Genomic DNA, 25,484 nt, shown 5'->3' with positions numbered 1-25,484 from the left:
AGATACACAGCGCCCGGCAGCCAGACAAGCGTCCCAAAGTTGCAGGAATGCGCCACTTGCGACCAAGCAGGCAGGTGGTTGCGCCCGGCGCAACCACCCTTTCGCTGCTGCCGTACAGCCGTTACGGCATGCCGACTGCCGCACACGGCCCTGCGCTCAACCGGTGTTGCGCAAGCCGGCGGCGATGCCCGCCACCGTCACCAGCAAGGCCTGCTCCAATGGGCTGTCCAGAGCGGCTTCGCGGCTGCGCGAGCGCGCCAGCAATTCGGCCTGCAGGCGGTGCAGCGGGTCCAGGTAGGTGTTACGCAAGCTGATGAATTCCAGTGTCTCGGGGCTGTGCGCGAGTAGCACCGGCTGCCCGGTAAGGCCAAGCACTATCTGGCAAGACTGCGACAATAGGTCGCGCAGGTGCGCCCCCAAAGGCAGCAACTGCGGTTGCACCAGACGTTCGTCGTAGGCCTCGGCAATTTGCGCATCCGCCTTGGCCAGTACCATTTCCAGCATGTCGATACGGGTGCGGAAGAACGGCCAGTGTTCGCGCATCTGCGCCAGCAGTTCGCCTTGGCCACGCGCCAGGGCATTGCTCAGCGCGGTTTCCCAGCCCAGCCAGGCCGGCAGCATCAGCCGCGTCTGGGTCCAGCCGAAGATCCATGGGATGGCCCGCAGGCTTTCGATGCCACCGGCGCGGCGTTTCGCCGGGCGGCTGCCCAGTGGCAGGCGCCCCAGTTCCTGTTCCGGCGTCGACTGGCGGAAATACTCGACGAAGTCCGGGTTGTCCCGCACCACACTGCGGTACGCCTTGACGCCATCGGCGGCCAGCTGGTCCATGACTTCGCGCCAGGCCGGCTGCGGCGGCGGCGGCGGCAACAGCGTGGCTTCGAGTACGGCAGCCAGGTACAGGTTGAGGTTTTGCTCGGCAATGCCCGGCAAACCGAACTTGAAGCGGATCATCTCGCCCTGCTCGGTGGTACGGAAACGCCCGGCCACCGAGCCCGGGGGCTGTGACAGGATCGCCGCATGGGCAGGCCCACCGCCACGGCCCACAGTGCCGCCGCGGCCATGGAACAGCAGCAGTTCGACCTGATGCTCGGCACAGATACGCACCAGGTTTTCCTGGGCACGGTACTGCGCCCAGGCCGCTGCCGTGGTCCCGGCGTCCTTGGCGGAGTCGGAGTAGCCGATCATGACCTCCTGCGGGCCGCGCAGCCCTGCACGGTAACCTGGCAGGCCCAGCAGGCGCTGCACCACCGGCCCGGCGTTGTCCAGGTCGGCGAGGGTTTCGAACAATGGCACCACGCGCATCGGCCGGGTCAGGCCAGCTTCCTTGAGCAGCAGTTGTACCGCCAACACATCCGAGGCAGCCCCGGCCATGGAGATGACGTAAGAGCCCAACGAGGCAGCAGGTGCACCCGCCACTACTCGGCAGGTGGCCAGCACCTCGGCCGTATCCGCCTGCGGCTTGAAGTGTGCCGGCAGCAGCGGCCGGCGGTTTTTCAGCTCGGCTTGGAGGAATTCGATGCGCTGCTCTTCATCCCAGTCGGCGTAGCGGCCCAGGCCCAGGTAATCGGTGATTTCGGTCAGGGCGTCACGGTGCCGGGCCGCGTCCTGGCGCACGTCGAGCCGGCCAAGGAACAGGCCGAATGTGACCGCGCGGCGCAAGCAGTCCAGCAGCGGCCCCTCGGCGATAACGCCCATGCCGCACTCGTGCAGGGACTGGTAGCACAGTTCCAGTGGGGCAATCAGGTCACGATTGTCGACCAGCACCTCGGCGCTGGGCGGCTGGCTGCTGTTCAACGCCGAGTGCGCCCAGGCACGCGTTGCGCGCAAGCGGTCGCGCAACTGCTTGAGCACCGCCCGGTAGGGTTCAGCGCTGTCGCCGGCCTGCTGGCGCAGGGCGGCGTTGGCCTGCTGCATGGACAACTCGGCGGCCAACGCATCGATGTCGCGCAGGAACAGGTCGGCAGCCATCCAGCGGGCCAGCAGCAGCACCTCGCGGGTCACCACGGCGGTCACGTTGGGGTTGCCGTCGCGGTCCCCGCCCATCCACGAGGCAAAGCGGATAGGGGCGGCCTCTAGCGGCAGGCGCAGCCCGGTAGCGTCCAACAAGGCCTTGTCGACCTTGCGCAGGTGGCTGGGGATGGCGAGCCATAGCGAATGCTCGATCACGGCGAAGCCCCACTTGGCCTCGTCGACCGGGGTCGGCCGGGTGCGTCGAATTTCCTCGGTGTGCCAGGCCTCGGCGATCAACCGGCGCAGGCGTTCGCGCACGTGTTCGCGTTCTGCCGGGGTCAGGTCGCGGTGGTCCTGGGCAGCCAATTGGCCGGCAATGGCATCGTACTTTTGAATCAGCGTGCGCCGCGCCACTTCGGTGGGGTGTGCCGTGAGCACCAACTGGATATCCAGCTTGGCCAGCTGCCGGGCCAGGGCATCGTTGCTGTGCCCGGCCTGCTTCAGCCGCGCCAGCAACTCGGGCAAAACCCGCGCTTCGAACGGCTCGGGCTGGTCGGCATCGCGGCGGCGGATCAACTGGTACTGCTCGGCCATGTTGGCCAGGTTAAGGAACTGGTTGAAGGCCCTGGCCACGGGTAGCAGGTCTTCTTCGGCAAGGTCTGCCAGGGTCGAACTCAGTTGCTCCCCGGGGCCGCGGCGGTCGGCCTTGGCGCTGTGGCGAATGGCTTCGATCTTCTGCAGGAATGCATCGCCATGCTGTTGGCGGATGGTTTCGCCCAGCAGTTCACCCAACACATGCACATCTTCACGCAAGCGCACATCGATATCGGTCATTGGCCCCTCTCTCCGTTGCATCCCTTCCAGGCTCCACGCCCTTCCTGGGGGGCGGGCATGCCCGCGAAAAATCCAACGCGGTGGCTGGCCCCGGCTTCGCCGGTGTTCGCGGGCATGCCCGCTCCCACATTGGGGCGGTGACATTCACCCAAGAGTGCCCCCAGCCAAGCAGCGATGGCAAGCAGGGATCGGCCAAAGCAAACTAAAGTGAAGGTTGAGCACTCACATGCCATGCAGCCTTCGAGGCGTAACCAGAGGTCATCATGAAAATCCGTGAACTCGCCCAGCACTGGGAACAGAATGCCGCCGGCACCTTGAGCCGTACCGGCCATGTCCTGCATCTGGACCTGGAGTCCGAAGCGCGCCTGGCCGCGCTGATCGACATGTACCCCAAACGTACCGCCGAGGAACTGCTCGGCGAACTGGTCGCGGCCGCGCTTGAAGAAGTGGAAGCCAGTTTTCCCTATGTGCCCGGTCGCCAGGTCATCGCCACCGATGAAGAAGGTGACCCGATGTATGAGGATGTGGGGCCGACACCGCGGTTTTTGTCGCTGTCGAAGCAGCATCTGCACAGCCTTACCACCGAGGGCAGTGAAGAGCCAGGGGCGTAGGCCTTGCGCAGCCTTGAGCGATCTGGCGCCGCCCGCGCGGCGCCTGACCTCGGGCAGCAAACGCGCCGAGAAGAACATTGGCCGCGCCGTCCGCCACCCGCTTCAATTGCCTCGGGCACTCTGCAAAAACCCTCCGCCGGGTCAGAAATTTTTCGGAACTATCCAAAAAAACTCTGAGTCACAGCTAATAGCCATCACGCTAAAACCCTGCACACCTGCCGTTGTGCACCGTTGATCCCAAGCGCGCGGACTTGTCAGGGAATGAGCGATGGACTGCTACGGACATCGTTATCAGGAGTGATCCAATGGAGCTGACCACCATGAAAACCCGCACTAGCAAACCGTCATCCACTCATGTGCGCGGGTTCAAGCTGGCCGCGCTGGCCCTGGGCAGTAGCCTAGTCCTGGCCGGCTGTGCGGGTAACCCGCCTACCGAGCAATATGCGGTTACCCAGTCCGCCGTGAATTCCGCTGTCAGCGCTGGCGGCACCGAGTTCGCCGCCGTGGAAATGAAAGCCGCGCAAGACAAGTTCAAGCAGGCTGAAATCGCCATGCACGACAAGAAGTACGACGAAGCCAAGCGCCTGGCCGAACAGGCCGAATGGGACGCACGCCTGGCCGAACGCAAGGCCCAGGCGGCCAAGGCTCAGAAGGCCGTGCAGGATGCCCGCCAGGGCGTTCAGGACGTACGTGAGGAAGGCCTGCGCAGCGCTCAGTGAGCCCTGCCCCGCCAACCTTAGCCTTCGCACACGATCAAAGGATGAACACTATGCGCAATTACGTCATGATTCCCGCCCTGCTGGCCCTGAGCGTCGGTCTTGCTGCGTGCTCGCACGACCCTAACGCCAACCTGGAAGCCGCCCGCACCAACTTCTCGGCCCTGCAGAGCGATCCACAGGCGAGCAAAGTCGCCGCGCTGGAAACCAAGGATGCCCAGGATTGGCTGAACAAGGCCGACAAGGCCTACATGGACCGTGAAGACGAGAAGAAAGTCGACCAGCTGGCCTACCTGACCAACCAGCGCGTCGAAGTGGCCAAGCAGACCATTGCCCTGCGCACTGCCGAGGGTGAGCTGAAGAACGCAGCCGCCCAGCGTGCCCAGGCCAAGCTGGATGCCCGCGATGCCCAGATCGCCAAGCTGCAGAACAGCCTGAACGCCAAGCAGACCGACCGCGGTACGCTGGTGACCTTCGGTGACGTGCTGTTCGACTTCAACAAGGCCGAGTTGAAAAGCAACGCCTACCCGAACATCACCAAACTGGCCCAGTTCCTTCAGGAAAACCCTGAGCGCAAAGTGATCGTAGAGGGCTACACCGACAGCGTCGGCTCGGCCAGCTACAACCAGAGCCTGTCCGAGCGCCGCGCCAACAGCGTACGCATGGCCCTGGTGCGCGCCGGCGTAGACCCAGCGCGCATCGTGGCCCAAGGCTACGGCAAGGAGTACCCGGTTGCGGACAACTCCAGCAACTCCGGGCGTGCACAGAACCGTCGTGTGGAGGTGACCATCTCCAACGACAACCAGCCGGTGCAGCCACGCTCCATGAGCCAGGCCCAGCAGTAATACTGGCCAGCTGACAGAGAAAGCCCCGCGATCGACGCGGGGCTTTTTTTTGCTTCGCTGCCGCTCACTGTACCTGCTGCGGCGTTTCCTCACCCATGCAGCGCACTGCACGCTTGCGGTTATCCACCAGCACGCCCGTCAGGCCTTTCTGCTGGGTATCGAACAGCACCAATACACCGTCCACGCACTGCGCCACTTGCGGTGCCGGGTCCAGCGAAACCTTGTAATCCTCGCCGGGGACGGTCTTGAGCATGGTGTAATCCTGCAACAACAGGGCATCCTCGGGTTTGGCGAAATGCAGGTAGCCGTAGTACCACAAGGCGCCCACCGTCACGATGATGCTGCCCACACCCGTCAGGATCAGCGGGATGGCGTTGCGTTCTTCACTCATTGGGTGTTCTTCTCGTCAGGGTAATCAGGCACTTCGGCGAGCCGCCGCAGGCCGTTGAAATGGCTAGGGTCATCGAGGAAGCGCAACATCACCTGGCGCCATGTAGGGTCGGCGAAGGTCTGCACATGGCCACCTCGGGTCAGTTGCAGCACCCGTGGCGGTGGCGCGTGCTGATACAGGCGGATACCGTTTTCCAGCGGCACCAGGTCGTCATCGATGCTCTGGAAGAACAGCTTGGGCGGGCTGCGCAGTTGCTCGATCGAGCGGATCGCGCTGTCGCCGTCGGGCACCAGCCACGACAGTGGCACCTGCAATGGCCAGGTCATCCACGAGGTGCTGAGGGCATAGCGCCCCACCGCCCGGTAGCTGGCCGGCACCCCGTCGAAAACCAGGGCAGCGAAGCGCTGGCGCTGCTCCGGGTGGCCTGCCAGGTAATGAATCGCCATGGCGCCGCCCAGGCTCTGCCCCAGCAACACCAGCGGCTTGCCCTTGGCCTCGGGCGCCTGGTCCAGCCAGGTCATGGCCGCGGCGATGTCCTGGTATACCTCTGGCAGGCTCGGTTTGCCCTCAGACAGGCCATAGCCGCGGTAGTCGACCATCAGCACCTGGTAACCCTGCTCCGGCAGCCAGTAGCTGCCACCCAGGTGCCCGGGCAGGTTGCCGCCGTTCCCGTGCAGGTGCAGCACCGTACCCTTGACCTCGACACCGGGCTTGGCCGGCAGCCACCAGCCGTGCAGGCGAACGCCATCGGCAGTGGTCAGGGTGACATCACGGTACGCCAGCTTGGCCCGTTCAGGGGTGAACGCCTGCCCGCGCTCGGGGTAGAACAGCAGGCTGCTGCAGCCGCCCAGGGCCAGCAGCACCAGCCCCAGCAGCAGCGGGCGGCAGGACTTAGAGAATATTCGCGTAGTCGGCTTCAATGCGATCCAGGCTCAGGTGGTTGAGGAAGTTGGAGAAGCACATCCAGGCCGACAGCGCGTTGAGGTCACGGAACTGTTCGGGCAAGTACTTCGGCGGCTCGACCAGCCCCTCCTCGACCAGTTGACGCAAAGTGCGCATGTCTTCCAGGGTGGTCTTGCCACAGAACAGCAGCGGTATCTGTTCGAGCTTGCCCTTCTTCACAGCCAACTGAATATAGTTGTAAACCATGATGAAGCCCTTGAGGTAGGACAAGTCCTTGGTAAATGGCAGGCCGTTGGGCACCGAGCCGCGGAATACCCGGCTGGCGTTGCTGTAGCTTTGCCCCATCTCGAAGCCCTGCTCGCGGAAGAAGCCGTACACCTGCATGAAGTCGGCGCCCTCCTCGACCATGTGGATGGCACGGGTGCGGTTGGTGAGCTTGCGCAGGCGGCTGGGGTAGGAGGCAAAGGCAATCACCTCCATGAGGATGGCCAGGCCTTCCTGGGTCACCGTCGACGAGGGCGGGCCCTTGGCCAGGAAGGTGCAGATCGGCTGGTTCAGGCCATTGAGCGTGGTGCCGACGTGCACCAGCCCTTCGTGCACTTCCAGCGCCCGCACGTCACGGGCATTGAACATGGCATCGGCGCGCACCTTGATATAGTCGGCACCGGCGGCGGCGTCAGCGACAATGCCGTCGGACTCGAATACACGGATGGTGCCTTCGGCTTCACCGAACACCGTGTTCAGGCGCCGCTGTAGGGTATCGACAGCCTCTTTGGCGGTCAGGTTCTTCGGTTCGTCCTTCAGGTCGCCGCGGCCATCGATGTTGTTCAGGTAGTCCGACAGCATCAGGCCGAGGTCGGCCAAGGTCGGGTCACCGGCATGAAAGGCGTCGGAAGCGGCGCCATACAACTCCTGGGAGATCAGGCCGAACTCCTCGGTGCCACGGGCTTCGAGCATGCGCACTACCATGCGGTACTCGCGGCACATGCGCTTCATGATCTGCCCAACGGGGTTGAACTGGCCTAGCTGGCGAATGATGTCGCGCTCGATCCCCTGAAACTCGGCCTTGACGGCGCTGGAGTCGAACGACAGGGGCCGCGACTGGTAATAGGCGCGGTCGACCGCTGGCGGCTCCTTGCCCTTGCCCTGCAGGAAGCCCTGCCGAATGCTGTCGTCCCACTTCACCGCATCCAGCACCCGAATCGGTGTTTGCGCCGCGACGATGCGGTCGGACAGGGCGCGGATGGTCTGCTGGTATTCGTCCACCGGGGACTCCTTTCTAGTACAGAAAACCTGTACCGGCCTCATCGCCGACAAGCCAGCTCCCACAGGTTCATCACTGCCTTGGAGCCCTGTGCTGTACCCGTGGGAGCTGGCTTGCCGGCGATGAAGCCAGCACGGTCATTTGCCGGACCGCTGGAACCGGGCCACTTCAACGAACAGGTCCGAGTTGGCCGGGTCGTCCAGGTACGCCAGCACCCGCGCCGACGGGCTATCGATCAACACACCATCGCCGTTGCCTTCCGGCACCTCGGTACTGCGCCCGGTCAGTTCCTGTTTGTCCACTGCCTGCTGCACTTGCTCGACATCCAGGTTGTACAGCACCAGTTCCTTGCCATCGACGATATCGAAGCCGCCAATCAGGAAATTGCCGCCCAGGCGCTTGGGCACACCGGCCGACAGGTACCAGCGGTTACCGTGGCGCGACACCGTGAACATGTAGGCTTCCGGTGCCTTGCCTTTGGCCGTGGCGACCGCCTTGTAGGCATTGCCACTGCTGCGGGTGATGGTGAGCTTCAACGGCTCACCCCAGGCGTCCTTGCTGCTCCACTTGCCGAGCAAGGCCTTGGGCGCGGCCTGATTGCTGGGCAATGGCTCATGGAAGGTCACCAGACAACCGCCCAGCAGCAGGAATGACAAAGTCAACAACACCACACGCCAGGCTTTCATCAGGTTCTCCTTGAAAAGTCGGTCTCGCTCAGGCCGATGCCAGCACCAGTTGCAGGTATCGGGTAAGCATAGCGAGCATCTGCCCATCGGCTTGCGCGCTGGCATCCTTGAGCAGGCCCTGATATTCCATCTGCTCGATAATCGCCGTCAACATTTGGGCGTCCTGTTCCGGCTGCCGCGAACCGACCACCTGCAGCAATTGGCGGGTGCCGTGCAGCAGGATCTGCTCGTGCGCACAGACCAGTTCGGCCAGGCGCGGGCACAGCAGCGCCTCTTGGCGGAACGCCTGTTCGGCCATCAGGAAGTCGCGGCGGTTCAGCAGTTGGCGCTGCACGTAGTCGGCGGTCATGCGTGCCACTTCGTCAGCCAGCCGTGCCCGCGCCTGCGGGCTGCCATCCCCCTGGGCCAGCAGCTGGCGCAGCACAACTTCGGTGTTGGCCCACAGTTTGGCCATGTAGGCGGCGCTGCGTTCGACGTACTGGGCGAAGGTATCGGTGAGCAGGTCCTCGATGTCCTTGAAATAGTAGGTGGTGGCCGACAAAGGCACACCGGCCTCGGCAGCCACCGCCCGGTGACGCACACCGCGAACGCCATCGCGCACGACGATGCGCATGGCAGCATCGAGAATCTGCTGGCGACGCTGTTCGCTGCCTTGGCGGGCAGCTTTGCGGCCTTGGTATTGCACGCTTTCGGCGACGGCGGTGGCGATGCCGGCGGCGCCCTGGTGAGGGGTGGCGGGTGTCATAGGGGACCTCACGGAAGAAGCGGCAAGCTACAAGCGGCAAGCCACCAGAAAAAGCGGAATGCACGCGGACTGCCGTTTCTTGTAGCTTGCCGCTTATGGCTTGCCGCTCGCAAAGAAAAGCCGCCTGAAAAGGCGGCTCGTTCAGCTCACTCAGGCCTGCGGGCGCATGTGCGGGAACAGGATCACATCGCGGATCGACGGCGAGTTGGTCAGCAGCATCACCAGGCGGTCGATACCAATGCCTTCACCCGCGGTCGGCGGCATGCCGTACTCCAGCGCGCGAACGAAGTCGGCGTCGTAGTGCATGGCTTCGTCGTCACCGGCGTCTTTCTCGGCCACCTGGGCCAGGAAGCGCTCGGCCTGGTCTTCGGCATCGTTGAGCTCGGAATAGGCGTTGGCGATTTCGCGGCCACCGATGAACAGCTCGAAACGGTCGGTCACGGCCGGGTTGTCGTCGTTGCGACGGGCCAGCGGCGACACCTCGAACGGGTACTCGGTGATGAAGTGGGGCTGCTCCAGCTTGTGCTCGACCAGCTCTTCGAAAATCATCACCTGCAGCTTGCCCAGGCCTTCGTGGCCCAGCACCTTGGCACCGGCCTTCTTGGCGATGTCACGGGCGCGGTCGACGTCCTGCAGGTCGGCGGCGGTCAGCTCCGGGTTGTACTTGAGGATCGAGTCGAACACCGACAGGCGGGCGAACGGCTCGCCGAAGTGGAACACCTTGTCGCCGTACGGCACGTCGGTGCTGCCCAGAACCAGCTGCGCCAGCTCGCGGAACAGTTCCTCGGTGAGGTCCATGTTGTCGCGGTAGTCGGCGTAGGCCTGGTAGAACTCGAGCATGGTGAATTCCGGGTTGTGCCGGGTCGAAACACCTTCGTTACGGAAGTTGCGGTTGATCTCGAACACCTTCTCGAACCCGCCCACGACAAGCCGCTTGAGGTACAGCTCCGGTGCAATGCGCAGGAACATGGCCATGTCCAGGGCGTTGTGGTGGGTTTCGAACGGCTTGGCCGCAGCACCACCCGGGATGGTTTGCAGCATGGGCGTTTCGACTTCGAGGAAGTCACGCTCGATGAGGAACTTGCGAATGTGCGAGATCACCTGCGAGCGCACACGGAAGGTGTGGCGGGTTTCTTCGTTGACCATCAGGTCGACGTAGCGCTGGCGGTAGCGCTGCTCGGTATCGGTCAGGCCGTGGTGCTTGTCGGGCAGCGGGCGCAGCGACTTGGTCAGCAGGCGCACGTTGGTCATTTCGACGTACAGGTCGCCTTTGCCAGAGCGGGCCAGGGTGCCTTCGGCGCTGATGATGTCGCCCAGGTCCCAGGTTTTGACTGCGGCCAGGGTTTCTTCCGGCAGGGTCTTGCGGTTGACGTAGACCTGAATGCGGCCGGTCATGTCCTGGATCACCATGAACGAGCCACGGTTGAGCATGATGCGGCCCGCCACCTTGACCGGAATCGCGGCTGCTTCCAGCTCTTCCTTGGTCTTGTCCGCGTACTGCTTCTGCAGGTCGTTGCAGTAGCTGTCGCGACGGAAGTCATTGGGGAAGGCATTGCCCTTGGCACGCTCGGCGGCAAGTTTTTCCTTGCGCAGGGCGATCAGGGCATTCTCTTCCTGTTGCAGGTCTTGCGATTCGGTCTTGAGGTCGCTCATCTGGTCATTTTTTCCATCAGGTATTCGTTGCCCTTTTCGGGCAGGGCACGCGCCAGCGGCGGTTAGCCGATGGCGCGGCGGTGGAGTACGGCTTACAGGCCCTGCTTCAGGCTTGCTTCCAGGTACTGGTCGAGGTCGCCGTCCAGCACCTTCTGGCAGTCGCTGCGTTCCACGCCGGTACGCAGGTCCTTGATACGCGAGTCATCCAGCACGTAGGAGCGGATCTGGTGGCCCCAGCCAATGTCCGACTTGCTGTCTTCCAACGCCTGCGAGGCGGCGTTGCGCTTTTGCATTTCCAGCTCGTACAACTTGGCCCGCAGCATTTTCATGGCGGTGTCCTTGTTGGCGTGCTGCGAACGTTCGTTCTGGCACGCCACCACGGTGTTGGTCGGTACGTGGGTGATACGTACGGCCGAGTCGGTGGTGTTGACGTGCTGGCCACCGGCACCGGAGGAACGGTAGGTGTCGATGCGCAGGTCGGACGGATTGATCTCGATTTCGACCTTGTCGTCGATTTCTGGCGAAACGAACACCGCCGAGAACGAGGTGTGGCGACGGGCGCCGGAGTCGAACGGGCTCTTGCGCACCAGGCGGTGCACGCCGATTTCGGTGCGCAGCCAACCAAAGGCGTACTCGCCCTTGATGTGCACGGTGGCGCCCTTGATACCGGCTACTTCACCTTCGGACAGTTCGATGATGGTGGCGTCGAAACCACGCTTGTCGGCCCAGCGCAGGTACATGCGCAGCAGGATGTTGGCCCAGTCCTGCGCCTCGGTACCGCCAGAGCCGGCCTGGATATCCAGGTAGGCGTTGTTCATGTCCATTTCGCCGCTGAACATGCGACGGAACTCAAGCTGAGCCAGGTTTTCTTCCAGGCCTTCCAGCTCGGTCACGACGTCGCCGACGGCGCCTTCGTCATTTTCCTCGACAGCCATGTCGAGCAAGTCCTGGCAGTCGCCCAGGCCGTTGGACAGCTTGTCCAGGGTCTCGACCACCTGTGCCAGCATGGCACGCTCGCGGCCCAGGGCCTGCGCGTACTCGGGCTTGTTCCAGACGTTGGGGTCTTCCAGCTCGCGGTTGACTTCGATCAGGCGGTCATGCTTGTGATCGTAGTCAAAGATACCCCCGAATTGACTGGGAACGCTCGGTGAGGTCCTTGATGGTGTTCAGGATCGGTTGGATTTCCATGGGCTGGCTACTCGCACGAATTCGGTGAAAAGCCTGCGAGTATAACCGAGTCCGCCACAGGGCGGCAGACCCGCCGGGCGGTAGCCTGTACATGAGCTACCACTAGGGCCGGTGCTGTTATCGGCGCGTCAGGCAATGCCGACCTGGTTGCGCCCGCCATTCTTGGCCAGGTACAGGCCCTTGTCGGCCGCCGAGATCAGTTGCCGGCAATGGCTGCCGATACTCGGGGTCTGGGTGGCCAGGCCGATGCTCACGGTCAGGAACGCATCAGCCGCTGGTGCAGTGTGCGGGATACCCAGGCCATGCACGGTCTGGCGCAGCTTTTCGGCCACCAGCCGTGCCCCGCCAGGCGAGGTGTTGGGCAGCACCAGGGCGAATTCCTCGCCGCCGTAACGCGCGGGCAGGTCGCTGGGCCGCGAGCACGAGCCGCGGATCGACTCGGCCACCTGGCGCAGCGCCTCGTCACCGGCCAGGTGGCCGAAGCTGTCGTTGAAGGCCTTGAAGTAGTCCACGTCGATCATCAGCAGCGACAGTTGTTGCTGCTCGCGCATGGCCCGGCGCCACTCCAGTTCCAGGTATTCGTCGAAGTGCCGGCGGTTGGACAGCCCGGTCAGGCCATCGGAGTTCATCAGCCGCTGCAGCATCAGGTTGGAATCCAGCAACTGCTGCTGGCTGACGCGCAGGGCTCGGTAGGCCTCGTCGCGCTGCAGCAGGGTCAGGTAGGAGCGCGAGTGGTAGCGAATACGCGCCACCAGTTCGATGGTGTCCGGCAGCTTGACCAGGTAATCATTGGCCCCGGCCGCAAACGCCGCGCTCTTGACCAGAGGGTCTTCCTTGGTGGAGAGCACGATGATCGGAATGTCCTGGGTCACCGGGTTGTTGCGGTACTCACGCACGAGGGTCAAACCGTCCAGGCCCGGCATGATCAGGTCCTGAAGGATGACCGTGGGCTTGATGCGCATGGCCTGGGCCACCGCCTGGTGGGGGTCGGCACAGAAGTGGAAGTCGATGTTGTCCTGGTTGGCCAACCCTCGCCTCACGGCCTCGCCGATCATGGCCTGATCGTCGACCAGCAGTACCATCGCCGAGTTTTCGTTGGTGGTCGCGAAACCTTCGATCGGTAAATCATCCATACATGGTCACCCGATCACTACCGGCGTGGCGGCGTGATTCAATACGTGTCGTCATTTTCCAAAAATTTCCGTCAAGCGCCCGGCGATGCGGTCCAGCGGGCGAATTTCCACGGCAGCATCAATGGCTGCGGCGGCCTTGGGCATGCCGTACACCGCGCTGCTGGCCTGGTCCTGGGCAATGGTCAGGAAACCCTGCTGACGCATCAGCTTCAGGCCTTGGGCACCGTCGCGGCCCATACCGGTGAGCAATACCCCCACCGCATCGCCGTGCCAGTATTGGGCCACGCTCTCGAAAAACACATTGATCGAGGGCCGGTAGATTTCGTTCACAGGCTCGGGAGTGTAGGCCAGTTGGCCATTCTTTAGCAGGCGGATATGGTGATTGGTGCCGGCCAGCAGCACCACGCCGGGCTGTGGCGGCTCGCCTTCACGGGCCAGCCGCACTTGCCGGTTGGCGGCATTGCCGAGCCACTCGGCCATGCCTGCGGCAAATACCTGGTCCACATGCTGGACCAGCACGATGGCCGCCGGAAACGCCGGCGGCAAGCCCTTGAGCAACACCTCCAGGGCTGCCGGGCCACCGGCCGACGAACCAATCGCCACCAGGCCGCGACGCTGTGAAGCTTCGCGCAGCGGCAGCTCAACCGGGCGCGCAACCGGTGCACGCTGCTGGCCAATCAGCCAGCCGATATTGAGGATCTTGCGCAGCAGCGGGGCCGCCGCTTCGCGGGGATCACCCGCGCCCAGCGCTGGGGTGTCCACCACATCGAGCGCGCCATGGCCCATGGCCTCGAACACCCGGTGCACGTTCTGCTTGCGGTCGACCGTGACGACGACGATGGCACATGGGGTTTCGGCCATGATCCGCCGGGTCGCCTCCACGCCGTCCATCACCGGCATGATCAGGTCCATGAGGATCAGGTCCGGAAGCTGCTCGGTACAACGCTGCACTGCCTCGGCGCCATTGCTGGCCACCCACACCAGCTCGTGCGCGGGCTCAAGGGCGACTGCACGGCGTAGGGCCTCGACCGCCATGGGCATGTCATTGACGATGGCGATCTTCATCCCTGAGCCCCCCCGATCAGTTCCACCACAGCATCCAGCAACGCGTCGTCGTGGAAACTGGCCTTTGCCAAATAGTAGTCGGCGCCGGCGTCCAGGCCACGCCGCCGGTCTTCCTCACGGTCTTTGTAGGACACCACCATCACTGGCAAGCCTTGCAGGCGCTGGTCGCGCCGCACCAGGGTGACCAGTTCGATACCGTCCATGCGTGGCATGTCGATATCGGTGATCAGCAAATCGAAGTCCTCACTGCGCAAGGCGTTCCAGCCGTCCATGCCGTCTACCGCTACCGCCACGTCGTAGCCACGGTGGCTGAGCAGCTTGCGCTGCAGCTCGCGCACGGTCAGTGAATCGTCAACCACCAGGATGCGTTTGTGCGCCACCCCACGGGTGCCGCCGCTGCCGCGTTCGATACGCTCCAGGCTGCCGGTGCTCAGCAGTTTATCCACCGAGCGCAGGAGGTCTTCGACATCGACGATCAGAACCACTGAACCATCATCGAGCAAGGCCCCCGAAGAAATGTCCTGCACCTTGCCCAGCCGTGGATCGAGCGGCATCACCACCAGCACGCGTTCACCTACCAGGCGCTCCACGGCCACACCGTACAGTTGCTCGCGCTCACGGATCACCACGACCCGCAGGCTGCTGCCGTCGCTTTGCCCCAGCGGGCGGTTGAGCAACTGGCTGGCCGCCACCAGGCCGATGTGCCGGCCCTCGTGCCAGAAGTGCTGGCGGCCTTCGATCTGCACGATCTGCTCGGCGGTGACGTCCAGGGTGCGCTCGATATGCGCCAGCGGAAAAGCGTAAGCCTCGCCACCGACCTCGACGACCAGGCTACGCACCACGGACAGGGTCAACGGCACCTGCAGATGGAAGCGGCAGCCCTGCCCTGGCTGCTGGCTCAGCTCGATCGAGCCGCGCAGTTCGCGAATCATGTGTTGCACCGCATCCAGCCCGACGCCGCGCCCGGACACTTCGGTCACCTTGTCGCGCAGGCTGAAGCCGGGCAGGAACAGGAATGTCAGCAGTTCCGCTTCGCTCATGCGCGCCACGGTGTCGGCCGGCGACAGGGCGCGCTCGACGATACTGCCGCGCAGGCGCTCCAGGTCGATACCGGCGCCATCGTCGATCAGCTCCAGGCTGAGCATGCCAGCCTGGTGCGAGGCACGCAGGCGCACCAGCCCTTCCGCTGGCTTGCCCGCCAGCAGGCGCCGTTCCGGAAGTTCGATGCCGTGGTCCACGGCATTGCGCAGCAGGTGGGTCAATGGCGCTTCAAGCTTTTCCAGTACATCGCGGTCGACCTGGGTTTTTTCGCCCTCCACCACCAGCCGTACCGGCTTGCCCAGCGAGCGGCCGAGGTCTCGGACCATGCGACTCTGCCCGGCCAGCACATCGGCGAATGGCCGCATGCGGCAGGCCAGGGCCGTGTCGTACAGCAACTGCGCACGCTGACTGGCCTGCCAGCCGAACTCATCGAGGTCGGCGGCCTGCTGTTGCAGGATCTGCTGGGTCTCGACCAACAGGCGCTGGGTTTGCGCCAAGGCTTCGAGCACTTCACTGTTGTGGCCGCTGTCTTCCAGCTGCATGCGCACGCCGTCGAGCGCCTGCATCCCTTGGCCGTGCATGCGTTTGAGGCGCTGCAGGGTGGCCAGGTAAGGCTTCAGGCGCTGGGTTTCCACCAACGACTTGCTGGACAGGTCGAGCAGGCTGTTCAGGCGGTCGGCAGTGACCCGTAACACCCGTTCGCCTGCATCGCCGACGCGCTTGCCCACCTTGCGTCGCAGCGCTGGCTCGGGCTCGGGCTCAGGCTCGGCGTCGGGCTCTGACAGCTCACTGGGCAGCACCAACGGTGCCGGCGGTGGGCTGACCGACGGCGACGACGGCGATATGGCCCCTGCCGCCACGGGCAGCGGCGGCACGCCGGCGCCGCCCGGGTCGAGCAGGCTGGCCATCTGCGCAAGAAACACCGGCAGGGTCGCCTGCGCCGCACTGTCGCCCGGTGTGGCAATGCGCATCAGCAAGTCGGTCCCCTGCAACAGCGCATCGATATGCTCGGCATTCAACCGCAGGCGCCCCTCCTGGGCGGCTACCAGGCAATCCTCCATGACATGCGCGACGCTGACGCCCGCGTCCACGCCAACGATACGGGCGGCGCCCTTGAGCGAGTGGGCCGCGCGCATGCACGCCTCGAGCTGGTCAGCCTGGGTAGGGTTGCGCTCGAGTGCCATCAGGCCGGCGCTGAGCACCTGGGTCTGCGCTTCGGCCTCCAGGCTGAACAGCTCGAGCAACGAGGCGTCGCGCATTTGCTCTGGGGTCATGACAAGCTCCGCTGCACGGCAGCCAGTAAGTGTTGATCGTCCAGTACCCGCACGCTGCGCCCGCGCCATTGCAGCACCGCCGCGGTATAGCGGGTGGCGTCCTGGCCACTGCCCAGCAGCAGCGGGTCGAGCCGGTGGATGCCGTCGATTTCCTCGACCGCCACCACCACCGGGCCGCCCTCGCTGGCCAGGATCAGCATGCGTGGCATCGCCCGGCCGCTGCGCTGCTCGGCAGCACCCGCCTGAACCCCCAGCAAGTCGGCCAATGACAGGCATGGCACCAGCGCCCCACGTACGTTGGCGACCCCCTGCAACACCCGCGAGCGCTGGTGCGGCAACGAATGCACGGCCTGCAACGGGGCGATTTCGGCCAGGCAGGCGGTCGCCAGCGCCAGCCATTCTTCACCCAGACGGAACAGCAACATGGAGCGACCGGTGTGCTCTTGCAGCGGCTCACGCTCGGCCGCCGAGTGCTCCTGCGCCAATGCATAGCGGTCAAGCAGGCGGGTAGCCGCAGCGGCGTAGACTTCGCAGTTGCGGCAATGCACGTGCCGCTCCAGTAGCGGGCATTGCTTGTTGCCATGTACACCAATGCGGTTCCAGCAGTCGTCGATGAGCGCATCGTCATCGGCCAGCAGTTGCATCGCGGATTCACCGTTCACCGTTCAGACTCCCGCCCAGCCCGCGCCGCCCGCTCCTGCAGGCGCCGGGCCCCGGCCAGGTCACCCTGGGCCGCAAGCAGGGCCGCCAGGTGCAGCAACGCCTCGGGGTGTTGTGGCTCCAGATACAGCGCTTTGCGGTAGTGGGTCAGCGCTTGCTGTGCGTCGCCCTCGGTATCGCTAAGCAGCCCCAGCCAGTAATACACCTGCGCCGCCGGCGGGTACTGGCCCAGGTAGCGCTGGCATTCGTGGCGAGCCTGTGCGCTGGCGCCGGCATTGGCCAGCCGGGCGATGCCGGCCAGCAGTTCGCTGGGGCCCTCACCCGCAGCCTCGCGGGCCGGCGCTGGTCGGGCCACCACCGGCAGCGCACGCTGCCGCCGCGGCACCGGCAAGGCCGGCTGCGAATACCCGGCAGGCCCGGGCCCCGGCCAACTGCGCCTGGCAGGTGCTGCCGCTGCCGCCGGCGCAGGCGTGCTGCTGCCCGGGTCTCGTACGTAGGCAAACGACTGGGCGATCCCCAGCGGGCGCATGCCCAGGCGCGCCAACAGGCTGCCCTCGGCCGGACCGATGAACAGCACCCCCTGTGGGTGCAGCAGGCGCTTGAGCACTTCGAAGACGCGTTGCTGGGTCGGCACGTCGAAGTAGATCAACAGGTTGCGACAGAACACGAAGTCATACAGGCCATCGCGGCTGGCCAGCAGCGGGTCGAGCACATTGCCTACCTGCAGGCTGACTTGCTGGCGTACCCGCTCGTGCAGGCGGTGGCCTTCGTCGACCACATCGAAGTAACGCTCGCGAAAACCCAGCTCGCTGCCGCGAAAGGCATTGCGGCCATACACGGCCTGCCCGGCCTTGGCCACCGAGCTGGGGCTGATGTCCATGCCATCGACCAGAAACGCCCCCGGCGCCATACCGGCATCAAACAAGGCCATGGCCAGCGAATAGGGCTCCTCGCCCGTCGAGCACGGCAGGCTGAGCAACCGCAGCGGCCGCGCGCCGTCCAGTTCGGCACGGCGCTTGTGCGCCAGGGCCGCCAGCGCGGTGAAGGACTCGGGGTACCGGAAGAACCAGGTCTCTGGCACGATCACCGCTTCGATCAGTGCCTGTTGCTCTTCACCGGACTGCTGCAGGCGCAGCCAGTAGTCGTCCAGATCGGCAGCGCCCACCGCTACGCTGCGCTGGCGCAGTGCACGCTCGACCATCGGCGTGCCGACAGACTCCACATCCAGGCCAATACGCTCACGCAAGAAACGGAAAAAACGCTGTTCGGTCATGTCGGCCCCCCGGTCGGGCCCTGCGTGTACAGCAATGCGTGCACGGCGTCGGGCAGCAGGTCATTGACTTCGATGCGCTGCAGCATGCCAAGGGCATCCTGCCGCACCGGCCCCAGGTAAGGGGCTTCGCCCGTGTCTACACCATAGGGCTGGAACTCATCGGGCTGGCAGCGCAGGGTCTCGGTTGCCTGCTCCAGCACCAGTCCCAACTGCAGCCCAGCCCGGTAGTGCACCAGTACCAGCCGGGTGCTGGTGCGCTGCGCCGCCGGCTGGCCGAAGCTGAGCGCGGCCAGGTCGATGACGGGTATGAGCAGGCCACGGTGGGCCAGAATACCCGCCACCCAGGCTGGCGCCCGGGCAATCGGCTTGAGCGGCCGAAGTGGCAGCACTTCGATCACCTCGTGCACGCTCAGGGCAAAGCGTTGTTCCCTGATACGGAACTGCAGGTACAGCGCCCCCTTGGCGTTGCCCGGCTGTGCGGCCGGCGCTTGCGTGTCGGTCATCGCGGTCAGACTTTGAAACGCGACACGCCGCCACGCAAGCCAGCGGCCACCTGGCTAAGCTCATCGATGGCAAAGCTGGCCTGGCGCAGCGACTCGACGGTCTGGGTGCTGGCATCACTGAGCTGGGCCAAGGCCTGGTTGATCTGCTCGGCACCGGTGGCCTGGGCCTGCATGCCTTCGTTGACCATCAGCACGCGCGGTGCCAAGGCCTGTACCTGGTGAATGATCTGGCTCAGTTGCTCGCCGACCTGCTGCACTTCGAACATGCCCCGGCGCACTTCTTCGGAAAACTTGTCCATGCCCATGACCCCGGCCGACACCGCCGACTGGATCTCACGCACCATCTGCTCAATATCGTAAGTGGCCACGGCGGTCTGGTCGGCCAGGCGCCGCACCTCGGTGGCCACCACGGCAAAGCCACGGCCATACTCGCCAGCCTTTTCCGCCTCGATGGCGGCGTTGAGCGACAACAGGTTGGTCTGGTCGGCCACCTTGACGATCGTCACGACCATCTGGGTAATGTTGCTGGCCTTCTCGTTGAGGATGCCCAGCTTGGCGTTGACCAGGTCGGCGGCGCCCATCACCTGGTGCATGGTCTCTTCCATACGGGCCAGGCCCTGTTGGCCGGAGCCGGCCAGGCTGGAGGCCTGGTCGGCGGCCGAAGTGACTTCAGTCATGGTGCGCACCAGGTCACGCGAAGTGGCAGCAATTTCCCGCGAGGTGGCGCCGATTTCCGTGGTGGTGGCTGCGGTTTCGGTGGCAGTGGCCTGCTGCTGCTTGGACGTGGCGGCGATCTCGGTAACCGACGTGGTGACCTGCACCGACGAGCGCTGGGCCTGGGCCACCAGGTTCGCCAGCGCTTCGGCCATTTCGTTGAAGCCGCTCTCGATGGCGCCGAACTCATCCTTGCGTTCCAGGCTCAGGCGCACGCTCAGGTCACCCGAACGCAGCTTGTCGAGGGCTTGGACGATACGCTGCATGGGCGCGGTGATGGCGCGCATCAGCAACAGGCCGCACACCCCGGCCGCGACAATGGCCAGCAACAGCGAGACGATCATGCTGCCCTTGGCGGTGGTCACGGCACTGACGATATCGCGGGTGGCGGCATCAGCGGAGGCGCGGTTGTTCTCGATGACATCGTTCAGGTGCTTGCGACCGTCGACCCAGGCGGGTGTGAGTACGTCGTTGATCAGGCGCTGGGCTTCGGCGTAGTTGCGCTGACGGTAGGCATCCAGCACCTGGCCGACAATCTTCATGTAGTTTTCTTCAAGCTGCACGAAGCTGTCGAAGCGGGCCTGGTCGTCATTGTCCTGGATGGTGCTCTGGTAACTGGCCATGAATTGCTTCAGCCGGTCTTCGAAACTCTTGAACAGTTCCATGTCGGCCGAGGTGATTTCCCGGTGGTTGGACAGCCCGACCAACTGTTGGCTGGTGACGTAGCTGTCGACCCAGGCGCTGCGGATCATCGAGCTGTAGTAGACCCCGGGAATGCTGTCTGTACCTACGGCGGCTTCGGCGGTTTCGATGGCGGCCAACCGCGAGTAGGCGGCCACGATCATCAGCAGCATGATGGCGATGATCACGGCGAAACTTGCCAGGATCCGTTGGCGCAACGTCCAGTTCTTCACATTCAGCCCTCAGGAATTCACAACGAGCGGGGAAAATCGCCGAAGTATAGCCTAGAGGCCTTACGCTTTTGCGGGTGAAATGTGGGGTAACCTCGCATCCCCGCTAATGGACGGAGCCCATCATGGAAAAGTCGCTTCGTTTGTGGGAGCGGCCTTGTGTCGCGAAAGGGCCGCGCAGCGGCCCCGGCATTTCATGCGGCGAAGCTAAAATCTTTGGGGCTGCTGCGCAGCCCTTTCGCGACACAAGGCCGCTCCCACAAGGACCGCGTCGCTTACTGGCCTGCGGCTAACCGCACCTGGCTCTCCAACTCCTGGCGCAAACCCGGGTCCAGACGCAACTGGCGGGCCAGCTCATCGAGGTAGGCGCGCTCCATGAAGTTTTCCTGGTCGACCATCATCGTGCTGGCCAGGTACATCTCGGCAGCCATCTCGGGCGTCTGTGCGGCGCGGGCGACTTCAGCCGGGTCCAGCGGCTTGTTCAGTTCGGCGTGCAGCCAATGCTGCAACTCGCGGTCGCTGTCCAGGCGGGTGAACTCACCTTCGATCAGCGCCCGTTCGCGTTCGTCGATATGGCCGTCGGACTTGGCCGCAGCCACCAGCGCCCGCAACACCGCCTGGCTGTGCTGCTCGACCTGGGCCGGCGGCAAGCGGTCGACCGTCTGCGGCTCGCTGGCAGCCACCTGCTGGCGCGCCTGCCAGTTGCCGTAGGCCTTGTAGGCCAGCACCCCGAGTGCCGCGAGGCCACCATAGGTCAGGGCCTTGCCCCCATATTTGCGCGCCTTCTTGTTGCCCAGCAGCACGCCCAGTGCGCCACCGCCCAGCAAGCCACCACCGGCCCCGGACAACAGGCCGCCAAGCCCGCTGGCGCCAGCGCCGGGTTTGCCGGAATCAGACGATTTGTTCAGCAACTCCTGGCCAGATTTGAGCAGTTGGTCCAGCAAGCCACGGGTGTTCATGTGCAAGTCTCCAGGCATGGGAAGTCATCCGCCAGATTAAGGCCTGCCCGGTAAAGGACCATGCGCGGATTTGCTTCTGGATGTTGCATTGACTGGCAAAAAGCCAACTAGACTCGACCACTGCCGCGACCACAATCTCCAACAAGAGGGAACACCCATGCCCGTGCACAAGACCGCATTGCTCGGCGCCACCACCTGTGCCGTGCTGGCCAGTACCGGCCTGCTGGCCGCCGAACCGCCCAAGGCCCTGGGGCCTGGCGAAGGGCGCCTGGACATCGTCGCCTGGCCCGGCTACATCGAGCGCGGTGAAAGCGACAAGGCGTATGACTGGGTGACCGGCTTCGAACAGCAAACCGGCTGCAAGGTCAGCGTGAAAACCGCTGCCACATCGGACGAAATGGTCAGCCTGATGGCCAAGGGGGGCTACGACCTGGTTACCGCCTCGGGCGATGCCTCGTTACGGCTGATCGCCGGCAAACGGGTGCATCCGATCAACACCGCCTTGATCCCCAACTGGAAAAACATCGACCCGCGCCTGCAGAACGGTGGCTGGTATGTGGTCGATAAACAGGTCTATGGCACCCCGTACCAGTGGGGGCCGAACGTGCTGCTGTACAACACCAACACGTTCAAGCAGGCACCGACCAGCTGGGGCGTGGTGTTCGTGCCGCAGGACCTGCCCGATGGCAAGCCGAACAAAGGCCGCGTACAGGCGTATGACGGGCCGATCTACATCGCGGACGCGGCGCTGTACCTGAAGTCGGCCAAGCCCGAACTGGGCATCCAGGACCCGTATGAACTGACCGAAACGCAATACCAGGCGGTGCTCGAACTGCTGCGCCAGCAGCAACCGCTGATCCATCGCTACTGGCACGACGCCACAGTGCAGATGAGCGACGTGAAGAACGAAGGCGTGGTCGCCTCCAGTTCGTGGGGCTACATGGTCAATGGCCTGAAGGCCGAGCACCAGCCCGTGGCGTCGACCATCCCCAAGGAGGGCGCTACCGGCTGGGCCGATACCACCATGCTGCACACCGATGCCAAGCACCCCAACTGCGCCTACCAATGGATGGACTGGTCGCTGCAGCCAAAAGTGCAGGGTGACGTGGCCGCCTGGTTCGGCTCGTTGCCCGCGGTGCCGGCAGCCTGCAGTGGCAGCGAGTTGCTCGGCGCCGAGGGTTGCAAGATCAACGGCTTCGACAACTTCGACAAGATCGCCTTCTGGAAAACCCCGCAGGCCCAGGGTGGCAAGTTCGTGCCCTACAGCCGCTGGACTCAAGATTACATTGCCATCATGGGTGGGCGCTGAGGGTTTCTCCGCCTGTTCCGGCCCTGTGGTGTGATCCCTGTGGGGCCGGCTTGCCGGGGACAGGGCCGATACAGGCAAGACAAGAACAACAGAGAACCGCGTATGCCCCTAGCCGTCCAGTTCACCCAGGTTTCCCGTAGCTTCGGCGAGGTCAAGGCCGTAGACCAGGTCAGCATCGACATCAGCGATGGGGAGTTCTTCTCCATGCTCGGCCCGTCCGGCTCCGGCAAGACCACCTGCCTGCGCCTGATCGCCGGCTTCGAGCAGCCAAGCAGCGGCTCGATCCGTATCCACGGCCTGGAAGCTGCCGGCGTGCCGCCCTACCAGCGTGACGTCAATACCGTGTTCCAGGACTACGCGTTGTTCCCGCACATGAACGTGCTCGACAACATCGCCTATGGCTTGAAAGTGAAAGGCGTGGCCAAGGCCGAGCGCCACAGCCGTGCCGAACAAGCCCTGGCCATGGTGGCCCTGGCCGGCTACGGCGCGCGCAAGCCGGCGCAGCTTTCGGGTGGCCAGCGCCAGCGTGTGGCCCTGGCGCGGGCACTGGTCAACCGGCCCCGCGTGCTGCTGCTGGACGAGCCGCTGGGCGCGTTGGACCTCAAGCTGCGCGAACAGATGCAGGGCGAGCTGAAGAAGCTGCAACGCCAGCTAGGCATCACCTTCATCTTCGTCACCCATGACCAGACCGAGGCGCTGTCGATGTCGGACCGGGTCGCGGTGTTCAACCGCGGCCGCATCGAACAGGTCGACACCCCGCGCAACCTCTACATGAAACCCGCCACCACCTTCGTCGCCGAATTCGTCGGCACGTCCAACGTGGTGCGTGGCGAATTGGCGAGGGCGCTCAACGGCCACCCGGCGCCGTTTTCCATCCGCCCTGAGCACATCCGCCTGGGCGACCCGGTGGTCACCAGCCACGAGGTCCAGGTCAGCGGCCTGCTGCGCGATGTGCAGTACCAGGGCAGCGCCACCCGTTACGAGTTGCAACTGGACAATGGCCAACTGTTGGCGGTAACCCAGGCCAACGACCGCTGGCAGGCACAGCCCCAGGCCTGGCAGCCCGGGCAGCGGGTGCAGGCGCACTGGCCGCGCGAGGCGATGACCGTGCTGCAGGAAAGCGCTGGGCCATTGCCATGAGCGCGCTCCGAGGCCTGGCCGATGTGTTGTACCGGCGCCCCAACCTGTACCTGGCCCTGCTGCTGATCCCGCCACTGACCTGGTTCGGCGCCATCTACCTGGGCTCGTTGCTGAACCTGTTGTGGCAGGGTTTCTACACCTTCGACGACTTCACCATGGCGGTCACCCCGGACCTGACCCTGGGCAACTTCGCCGCGCTGTTCAACCCGTCGAACTTCGACATCATCCTGCGGACCCTGGGCATGGCGGTGGCGGTGTCACTGGCCAGCGCGGTACTGGCGTTTCCCATCGCCTACTACATGGCGCGCTACACACGCGGCAAGACCAAGGCATTTTTCTATATCGCCGTGATGATGCCGATGTGGGCCAGCTACATCGTCAAGACCTACGCCTGGACCCTGCTGCTGGCCAAGGGTGGGGTGGCCCAGTGGTTCGTCCACCAGCTGCACCTGGACGCCCTGCTGCAAGCCGTGCTGACGGTGCCGGGCGTGGGCGGCAGCACGCTGTCGACCTCGCACCTGGGGCGCTTCATGGTGTTCGTGTACATCTGGCTGCCATTCATGATCCTGCCGATCCAGGCCTCGCTGGAGCGCTTGCCGCCGTCGCTGTTGCAGGCCTCGGCAGACCTTGGCGCACGCCCCGGGCAAACCTTCATGCAGGTGATACTGCCGCTGTCGATTCCCGGTATCGCCGCCGGCTCGATCTTCACCTTCTCGCTTACCCTCGGCGACTTCATCGTGCCGCAGCTGGTGGGCCCACCCGGCTACTTCATCGGCAGCATGGTCTATGCCCAGCAAGGGGCGATCGGCAACATGCCGATGGCGGCGGCATTTACCTTGGTGCCGATCGTGCTGATTGCGCTGTACCTGTCGATCGTCAAGCGCCTGGGGGCCTTCGATGCACTCTGAACAAGCCTCTGTAGGGTTGCGCCTGGCGGCCTGGGGCGGGCTGTTGTTCCTGCATTTCCCGATCCTGATCATCTTCCTGTACGCCTTCAACACCGAAGACGCAGCATTCAGTTTCCCGCCCACGGGGTTTACCCTGAAGTGGTTTGCCGTGGCCTTCGCCCGCACCGACGTGCTGGACGCGATCAAGCTGTCGTTGCAGGTCGCCTGCCTGGCGACCCTGATCGCCCTGGTGCTAGGCACACTGGCATCGGCCGCACTGTACCGGCGCAGCTTTTTCGGCAAAGAGGCCATATCGCTGATGCTGATCCTGCCCATCGCCCTGCCCGGCATCATCACCGGCATCGCCCTGCTCTCGGCGTTCAAGACCTTGGGCGTGGAGCCCGGGGTGTTCACCATCGTGGTCGGCCATGCCACATTCTGCGTGGTGATCGTCTACAACAATGTGATCGCCCGCCTGCGGCGCACCTCGCACAGCCTGATCGAGGCCTCCATGGACCTGGGTGCCGATGGCTGGCAGACCTTTCGCTACATCATCCTGCCCAACCTCGGCTCGGCACTGCTGGCCGGCGGTATGCTGGCCTTTGCCCTGTCGTTCGATGAGATCATTGTCACGACCTTCACCGCCGGCCACGAACGCACCCTGCCGATCTGGCTGCTCAACCAGCTCAGCCGGCCGCGCGACGTGCCGGTGACCAATGTGGTAGCCATGCTGGTGATGTTGGTGACCATGCTGCCGATCCTTGGCGCCTATTACCTGACCCGTGGCGGCGACAGCGTTGCGGGCAGTGGCAAATGACCCTGGAGGAGT

23 protein-coding genes are annotated in these 25,484 nt (G+C 64.5%); 7 read left to right on the top strand and 16 right to left on the bottom strand.

Translation table 11 applies throughout. From position 1 onward, the window contains the following. Positions 1-156: 156 nt before the first annotated feature. Positions 157-2,784 (bottom strand): phosphoenolpyruvate carboxylase, encoded by a 2,628-nt coding sequence (gene ppc, locus FPB55_RS05295; RefSeq protein ID WP_144187649.1) that lies wholly within the window; start codon positions 2,782-2,784, stop codon positions 157-159. Positions 2,785-3,047: 263 nt separating this feature from the next. On the opposite strand from ppc, the gene FPB55_RS05290 reads away from it, so the two are divergent. From FPB55_RS05290 to FPB55_RS05280, 3 genes are all read left to right on the top strand, one after another. Beyond that, positions 3,048-3,395 carry a hypothetical protein gene (locus FPB55_RS05290; protein ID WP_009686990.1) on the top strand — a complete coding sequence of 116 codons (348 nt, stop codon included), beginning with the start codon at positions 3,048-3,050 and terminating at the stop codon, positions 3,393-3,395. A gap of 305 nt (positions 3,396-3,700) precedes the next feature. Further along, positions 3,701-4,114, top strand: coding sequence for a DUF4398 domain-containing protein (locus FPB55_RS05285; protein WP_009686991.1), 414 nt, complete (start codon positions 3,701-3,703; stop codon positions 4,112-4,114). Between the two features lie 50 nt (positions 4,115-4,164). Further along, positions 4,165-4,956, top strand: coding sequence for an OmpA family protein (locus tag FPB55_RS05280; RefSeq protein ID WP_054890346.1), 792 nt, complete (start codon positions 4,165-4,167; stop codon positions 4,954-4,956). A 64-nt stretch (positions 4,957-5,020) separates the two neighbouring features. On the opposite strand, the gene FPB55_RS05275 is transcribed toward FPB55_RS05280, so the two are convergent. From FPB55_RS05275 to FPB55_RS05205, 15 genes are all read right to left on the bottom strand, one after another. After that, positions 5,021-5,347, bottom strand: a complete 327-nt coding sequence (locus FPB55_RS05275; RefSeq protein ID WP_009686993.1) for a hypothetical protein — start codon at positions 5,345-5,347, stop codon at positions 5,021-5,023. Continuing rightward, positions 5,344-6,267: an alpha/beta hydrolase gene (locus FPB55_RS05270; RefSeq protein ID WP_144187647.1), complete on the bottom strand. Its 924-nt coding sequence runs from the start codon at positions 6,265-6,267 to the stop codon at positions 5,344-5,346. Before FPB55_RS05270 ends, FPB55_RS05275 begins: the two co-directional genes overlap by 4 nt. Continuing rightward, on the bottom strand, positions 6,239-7,558 hold the full coding sequence (locus FPB55_RS05265; protein ID WP_154211460.1) for a flavohemoglobin expression-modulating QEGLA motif protein: 1,320 nt from the start codon (positions 7,556-7,558) through the stop codon (positions 6,239-6,241). Before FPB55_RS05265 ends, FPB55_RS05270 begins: the two co-directional genes overlap by 29 nt. 93 nt (positions 7,559-7,651) lie before the next feature. Beyond that, positions 7,652-8,200 carry a hypothetical protein gene (locus FPB55_RS05260; protein ID WP_029888050.1) on the bottom strand — a complete coding sequence of 183 codons (549 nt, stop codon included), beginning with the start codon at positions 8,198-8,200 and terminating at the stop codon, positions 7,652-7,654. A 28-nt stretch (positions 8,201-8,228) separates the two neighbouring features. Beyond that, a complete protein-coding gene (locus tag FPB55_RS05255) occupies positions 8,229-8,945 on the bottom strand; it encodes a TetR family transcriptional regulator (RefSeq protein ID WP_009686997.1) in 717 nt (238 codons plus the stop codon). Positions 8,946-9,095: 150 nt separating this feature from the next. Continuing rightward, the gene (gene lysS, locus FPB55_RS05250; RefSeq protein WP_009686998.1) at positions 9,096-10,598 is read right to left on the bottom strand and encodes a lysine--tRNA ligase; all 1,503 of its coding nucleotides are present in this window, start codon (positions 10,596-10,598) and stop codon (positions 9,096-9,098) included. Between the two features lie 92 nt (positions 10,599-10,690). Further along, positions 10,691-11,786, bottom strand: a protein-coding gene (gene prfB, locus FPB55_RS05245) for a peptide chain release factor 2 (RefSeq protein WP_110678858.1) whose coding sequence is annotated in 2 segments (ribosomal slippage) — positions 10,691-11,713 and positions 11,715-11,786 — 1,095 coding nt in all. Because the reading frame shifts where the segments join, the coding sequence is not laid out codon by codon here. 128 nt (positions 11,787-11,914) lie between these two features. Then, positions 11,915-12,919 carry a Wsp signal transduction system regulator diguanylate cyclase WspR gene (gene wspR, locus FPB55_RS05240; RefSeq protein ID WP_054890349.1) on the bottom strand — a complete coding sequence of 335 codons (1,005 nt, stop codon included), beginning with the start codon at positions 12,917-12,919 and terminating at the stop codon, positions 11,915-11,917. Between the two features lie 51 nt (positions 12,920-12,970). After that, positions 12,971-13,984 carry a chemotaxis response regulator protein-glutamate methylesterase gene (locus FPB55_RS05235; RefSeq protein WP_110678860.1) on the bottom strand — a complete coding sequence of 338 codons (1,014 nt, stop codon included), beginning with the start codon at positions 13,982-13,984 and terminating at the stop codon, positions 12,971-12,973. Next, positions 13,981-16,299, bottom strand: a complete 2,319-nt coding sequence (locus tag FPB55_RS05230) for a hybrid sensor histidine kinase/response regulator (protein ID WP_144187645.1) — start codon at positions 16,297-16,299, stop codon at positions 13,981-13,983. The genes FPB55_RS05235 and FPB55_RS05230 overlap by 4 nt, the downstream gene beginning before the upstream one ends. Continuing rightward, positions 16,296-16,961, bottom strand: a complete 666-nt coding sequence (locus FPB55_RS05225) for a chemotaxis protein CheW (RefSeq protein ID WP_054890352.1) — start codon at positions 16,959-16,961, stop codon at positions 16,296-16,298. The genes FPB55_RS05230 and FPB55_RS05225 overlap by 4 nt, the downstream gene beginning before the upstream one ends. Then, positions 16,958-18,232, bottom strand: a complete 1,275-nt coding sequence (locus FPB55_RS05220; protein ID WP_144187643.1) for a CheR family methyltransferase — start codon at positions 18,230-18,232, stop codon at positions 16,958-16,960. Before FPB55_RS05220 ends, FPB55_RS05225 begins: the two co-directional genes overlap by 4 nt. Continuing rightward, positions 18,229-18,735, bottom strand: coding sequence for a chemotaxis protein CheW (locus tag FPB55_RS05215; protein ID WP_009683465.1), 507 nt, complete (start codon positions 18,733-18,735; stop codon positions 18,229-18,231). The genes FPB55_RS05220 and FPB55_RS05215 overlap by 4 nt, the downstream gene beginning before the upstream one ends. 5 nt (positions 18,736-18,740) lie before the next feature. Then, positions 18,741-20,363 (bottom strand): methyl-accepting chemotaxis protein, encoded by a 1,623-nt coding sequence (locus FPB55_RS05210; RefSeq protein WP_070085645.1) that lies wholly within the window; start codon positions 20,361-20,363, stop codon positions 18,741-18,743. Positions 20,364-20,635: 272 nt separating this feature from the next. Beyond that, entirely contained in the window at positions 20,636-21,319 is a 684-nt protein-coding gene (locus tag FPB55_RS05205) for a tellurite resistance TerB family protein (protein ID WP_115293462.1), read from the bottom strand. Between the two features lie 157 nt (positions 21,320-21,476). Here FPB55_RS05205 and ydcS point away from each other — a divergent pair, with 157 nt between their 5' ends. From ydcS to FPB55_RS05185, 4 genes are all read left to right on the top strand, one after another. Then, a complete protein-coding gene (gene ydcS, locus FPB55_RS05200) occupies positions 21,477-22,628 on the top strand; it encodes a putative ABC transporter substrate-binding protein YdcS (protein ID WP_144187641.1) in 1,152 nt (383 codons plus the stop codon). A gap of 102 nt (positions 22,629-22,730) precedes the next feature. Next, positions 22,731-23,768 (top strand): ABC transporter ATP-binding protein, encoded by a 1,038-nt coding sequence (locus FPB55_RS05195; RefSeq protein ID WP_009683461.1) that lies wholly within the window; start codon positions 22,731-22,733, stop codon positions 23,766-23,768. Continuing rightward, positions 23,765-24,676: an ABC transporter permease gene (locus FPB55_RS05190; RefSeq protein ID WP_009683460.1), complete on the top strand. Its 912-nt coding sequence runs from the start codon at positions 23,765-23,767 to the stop codon at positions 24,674-24,676. The genes FPB55_RS05195 and FPB55_RS05190 overlap by 4 nt, the downstream gene beginning before the upstream one ends. Further along, positions 24,666-25,472: an ABC transporter permease gene (locus FPB55_RS05185; RefSeq protein ID WP_009683459.1), complete on the top strand. Its 807-nt coding sequence runs from the start codon at positions 24,666-24,668 to the stop codon at positions 25,470-25,472. Before FPB55_RS05190 ends, FPB55_RS05185 begins: the two co-directional genes overlap by 11 nt. Positions 25,473-25,484 lie beyond the last annotated feature (12 nt).

This window comes from Pseudomonas sp. BJP69 (assembly GCF_007633355.1).
Lineage (GTDB): Bacteria > Pseudomonadota > Gammaproteobacteria > Pseudomonadales > Pseudomonadaceae > Aquipseudomonas > Aquipseudomonas juntendi.
The sequence above is the reverse complement of the archived record's forward strand: the minus strand, read 5'-3'. Positions and strand labels throughout refer to the sequence as shown.

Excerpts from the sequence above, each read along its gene's own strand:
- FPB55_RS05255 (WP_009686997.1), bottom strand. The coding sequence starts at position 8,945 with ATGACACCCGCCACCCCTCACCAGGGCGCCGCCGGCATCGCCACCGCC.
- FPB55_RS05215 (WP_009683465.1), bottom strand. The coding sequence starts at position 18,735 with ATGACCGACACGCAAGCGCCGGCCGCACAGCCGGGCAACGCCAAGGGG.
- lysS (WP_009686998.1), bottom strand. The coding sequence starts at position 10,598 with ATGAGCGACCTCAAGACCGAATCGCAAGACCTGCAACAGGAAGAGAAT.
- ppc (WP_144187649.1), bottom strand. The coding sequence starts at position 2,784 with ATGACCGATATCGATGTGCGCTTGCGTGAAGATGTGCATGTGTTGGGT.
- ydcS (WP_144187641.1), top strand. The coding sequence starts at position 21,477 with ATGCCCGTGCACAAGACCGCATTGCTCGGCGCCACCACCTGTGCCGTG.
- FPB55_RS05235 (WP_110678860.1), bottom strand. The coding sequence starts at position 13,984 with ATGAAGATCGCCATCGTCAATGACATGCCCATGGCGGTCGAGGCCCTA.
- FPB55_RS05285 (WP_009686991.1), top strand. The coding sequence starts at position 3,701 with ATGGAGCTGACCACCATGAAAACCCGCACTAGCAAACCGTCATCCACT.
- FPB55_RS05185 (WP_009683459.1), top strand. The coding sequence starts at position 24,666 with ATGCACTCTGAACAAGCCTCTGTAGGGTTGCGCCTGGCGGCCTGGGGC.
- FPB55_RS05280 (WP_054890346.1), top strand. The coding sequence starts at position 4,165 with ATGCGCAATTACGTCATGATTCCCGCCCTGCTGGCCCTGAGCGTCGGT.
- FPB55_RS05190 (WP_009683460.1), top strand. The coding sequence starts at position 23,765 with ATGAGCGCGCTCCGAGGCCTGGCCGATGTGTTGTACCGGCGCCCCAAC.
- FPB55_RS05220 (WP_144187643.1), bottom strand. The coding sequence starts at position 18,232 with ATGACCGAACAGCGTTTTTTCCGTTTCTTGCGTGAGCGTATTGGCCTG.
- FPB55_RS05290 (WP_009686990.1), top strand. The coding sequence starts at position 3,048 with ATGAAAATCCGTGAACTCGCCCAGCACTGGGAACAGAATGCCGCCGGC.
- FPB55_RS05260 (WP_029888050.1), bottom strand. The coding sequence starts at position 8,200 with ATGAAAGCCTGGCGTGTGGTGTTGTTGACTTTGTCATTCCTGCTGCTG.
- wspR (WP_054890349.1), bottom strand. The coding sequence starts at position 12,919 with ATGGATGATTTACCGATCGAAGGTTTCGCGACCACCAACGAAAACTCG.
- FPB55_RS05195 (WP_009683461.1), top strand. The coding sequence starts at position 22,731 with ATGCCCCTAGCCGTCCAGTTCACCCAGGTTTCCCGTAGCTTCGGCGAG.
- FPB55_RS05265 (WP_154211460.1), bottom strand. The coding sequence starts at position 7,558 with ATGAGGCCGGTACAGGTTTTCTGTACTAGAAAGGAGTCCCCGGTGGAC.
- FPB55_RS05275 (WP_009686993.1), bottom strand. The coding sequence starts at position 5,347 with ATGAGTGAAGAACGCAACGCCATCCCGCTGATCCTGACGGGTGTGGGC.
- FPB55_RS05230 (WP_144187645.1), bottom strand. The coding sequence starts at position 16,299 with ATGACCCCAGAGCAAATGCGCGACGCCTCGTTGCTCGAGCTGTTCAGC.
- FPB55_RS05205 (WP_115293462.1), bottom strand. The coding sequence starts at position 21,319 with ATGAACACCCGTGGCTTGCTGGACCAACTGCTCAAATCTGGCCAGGAG.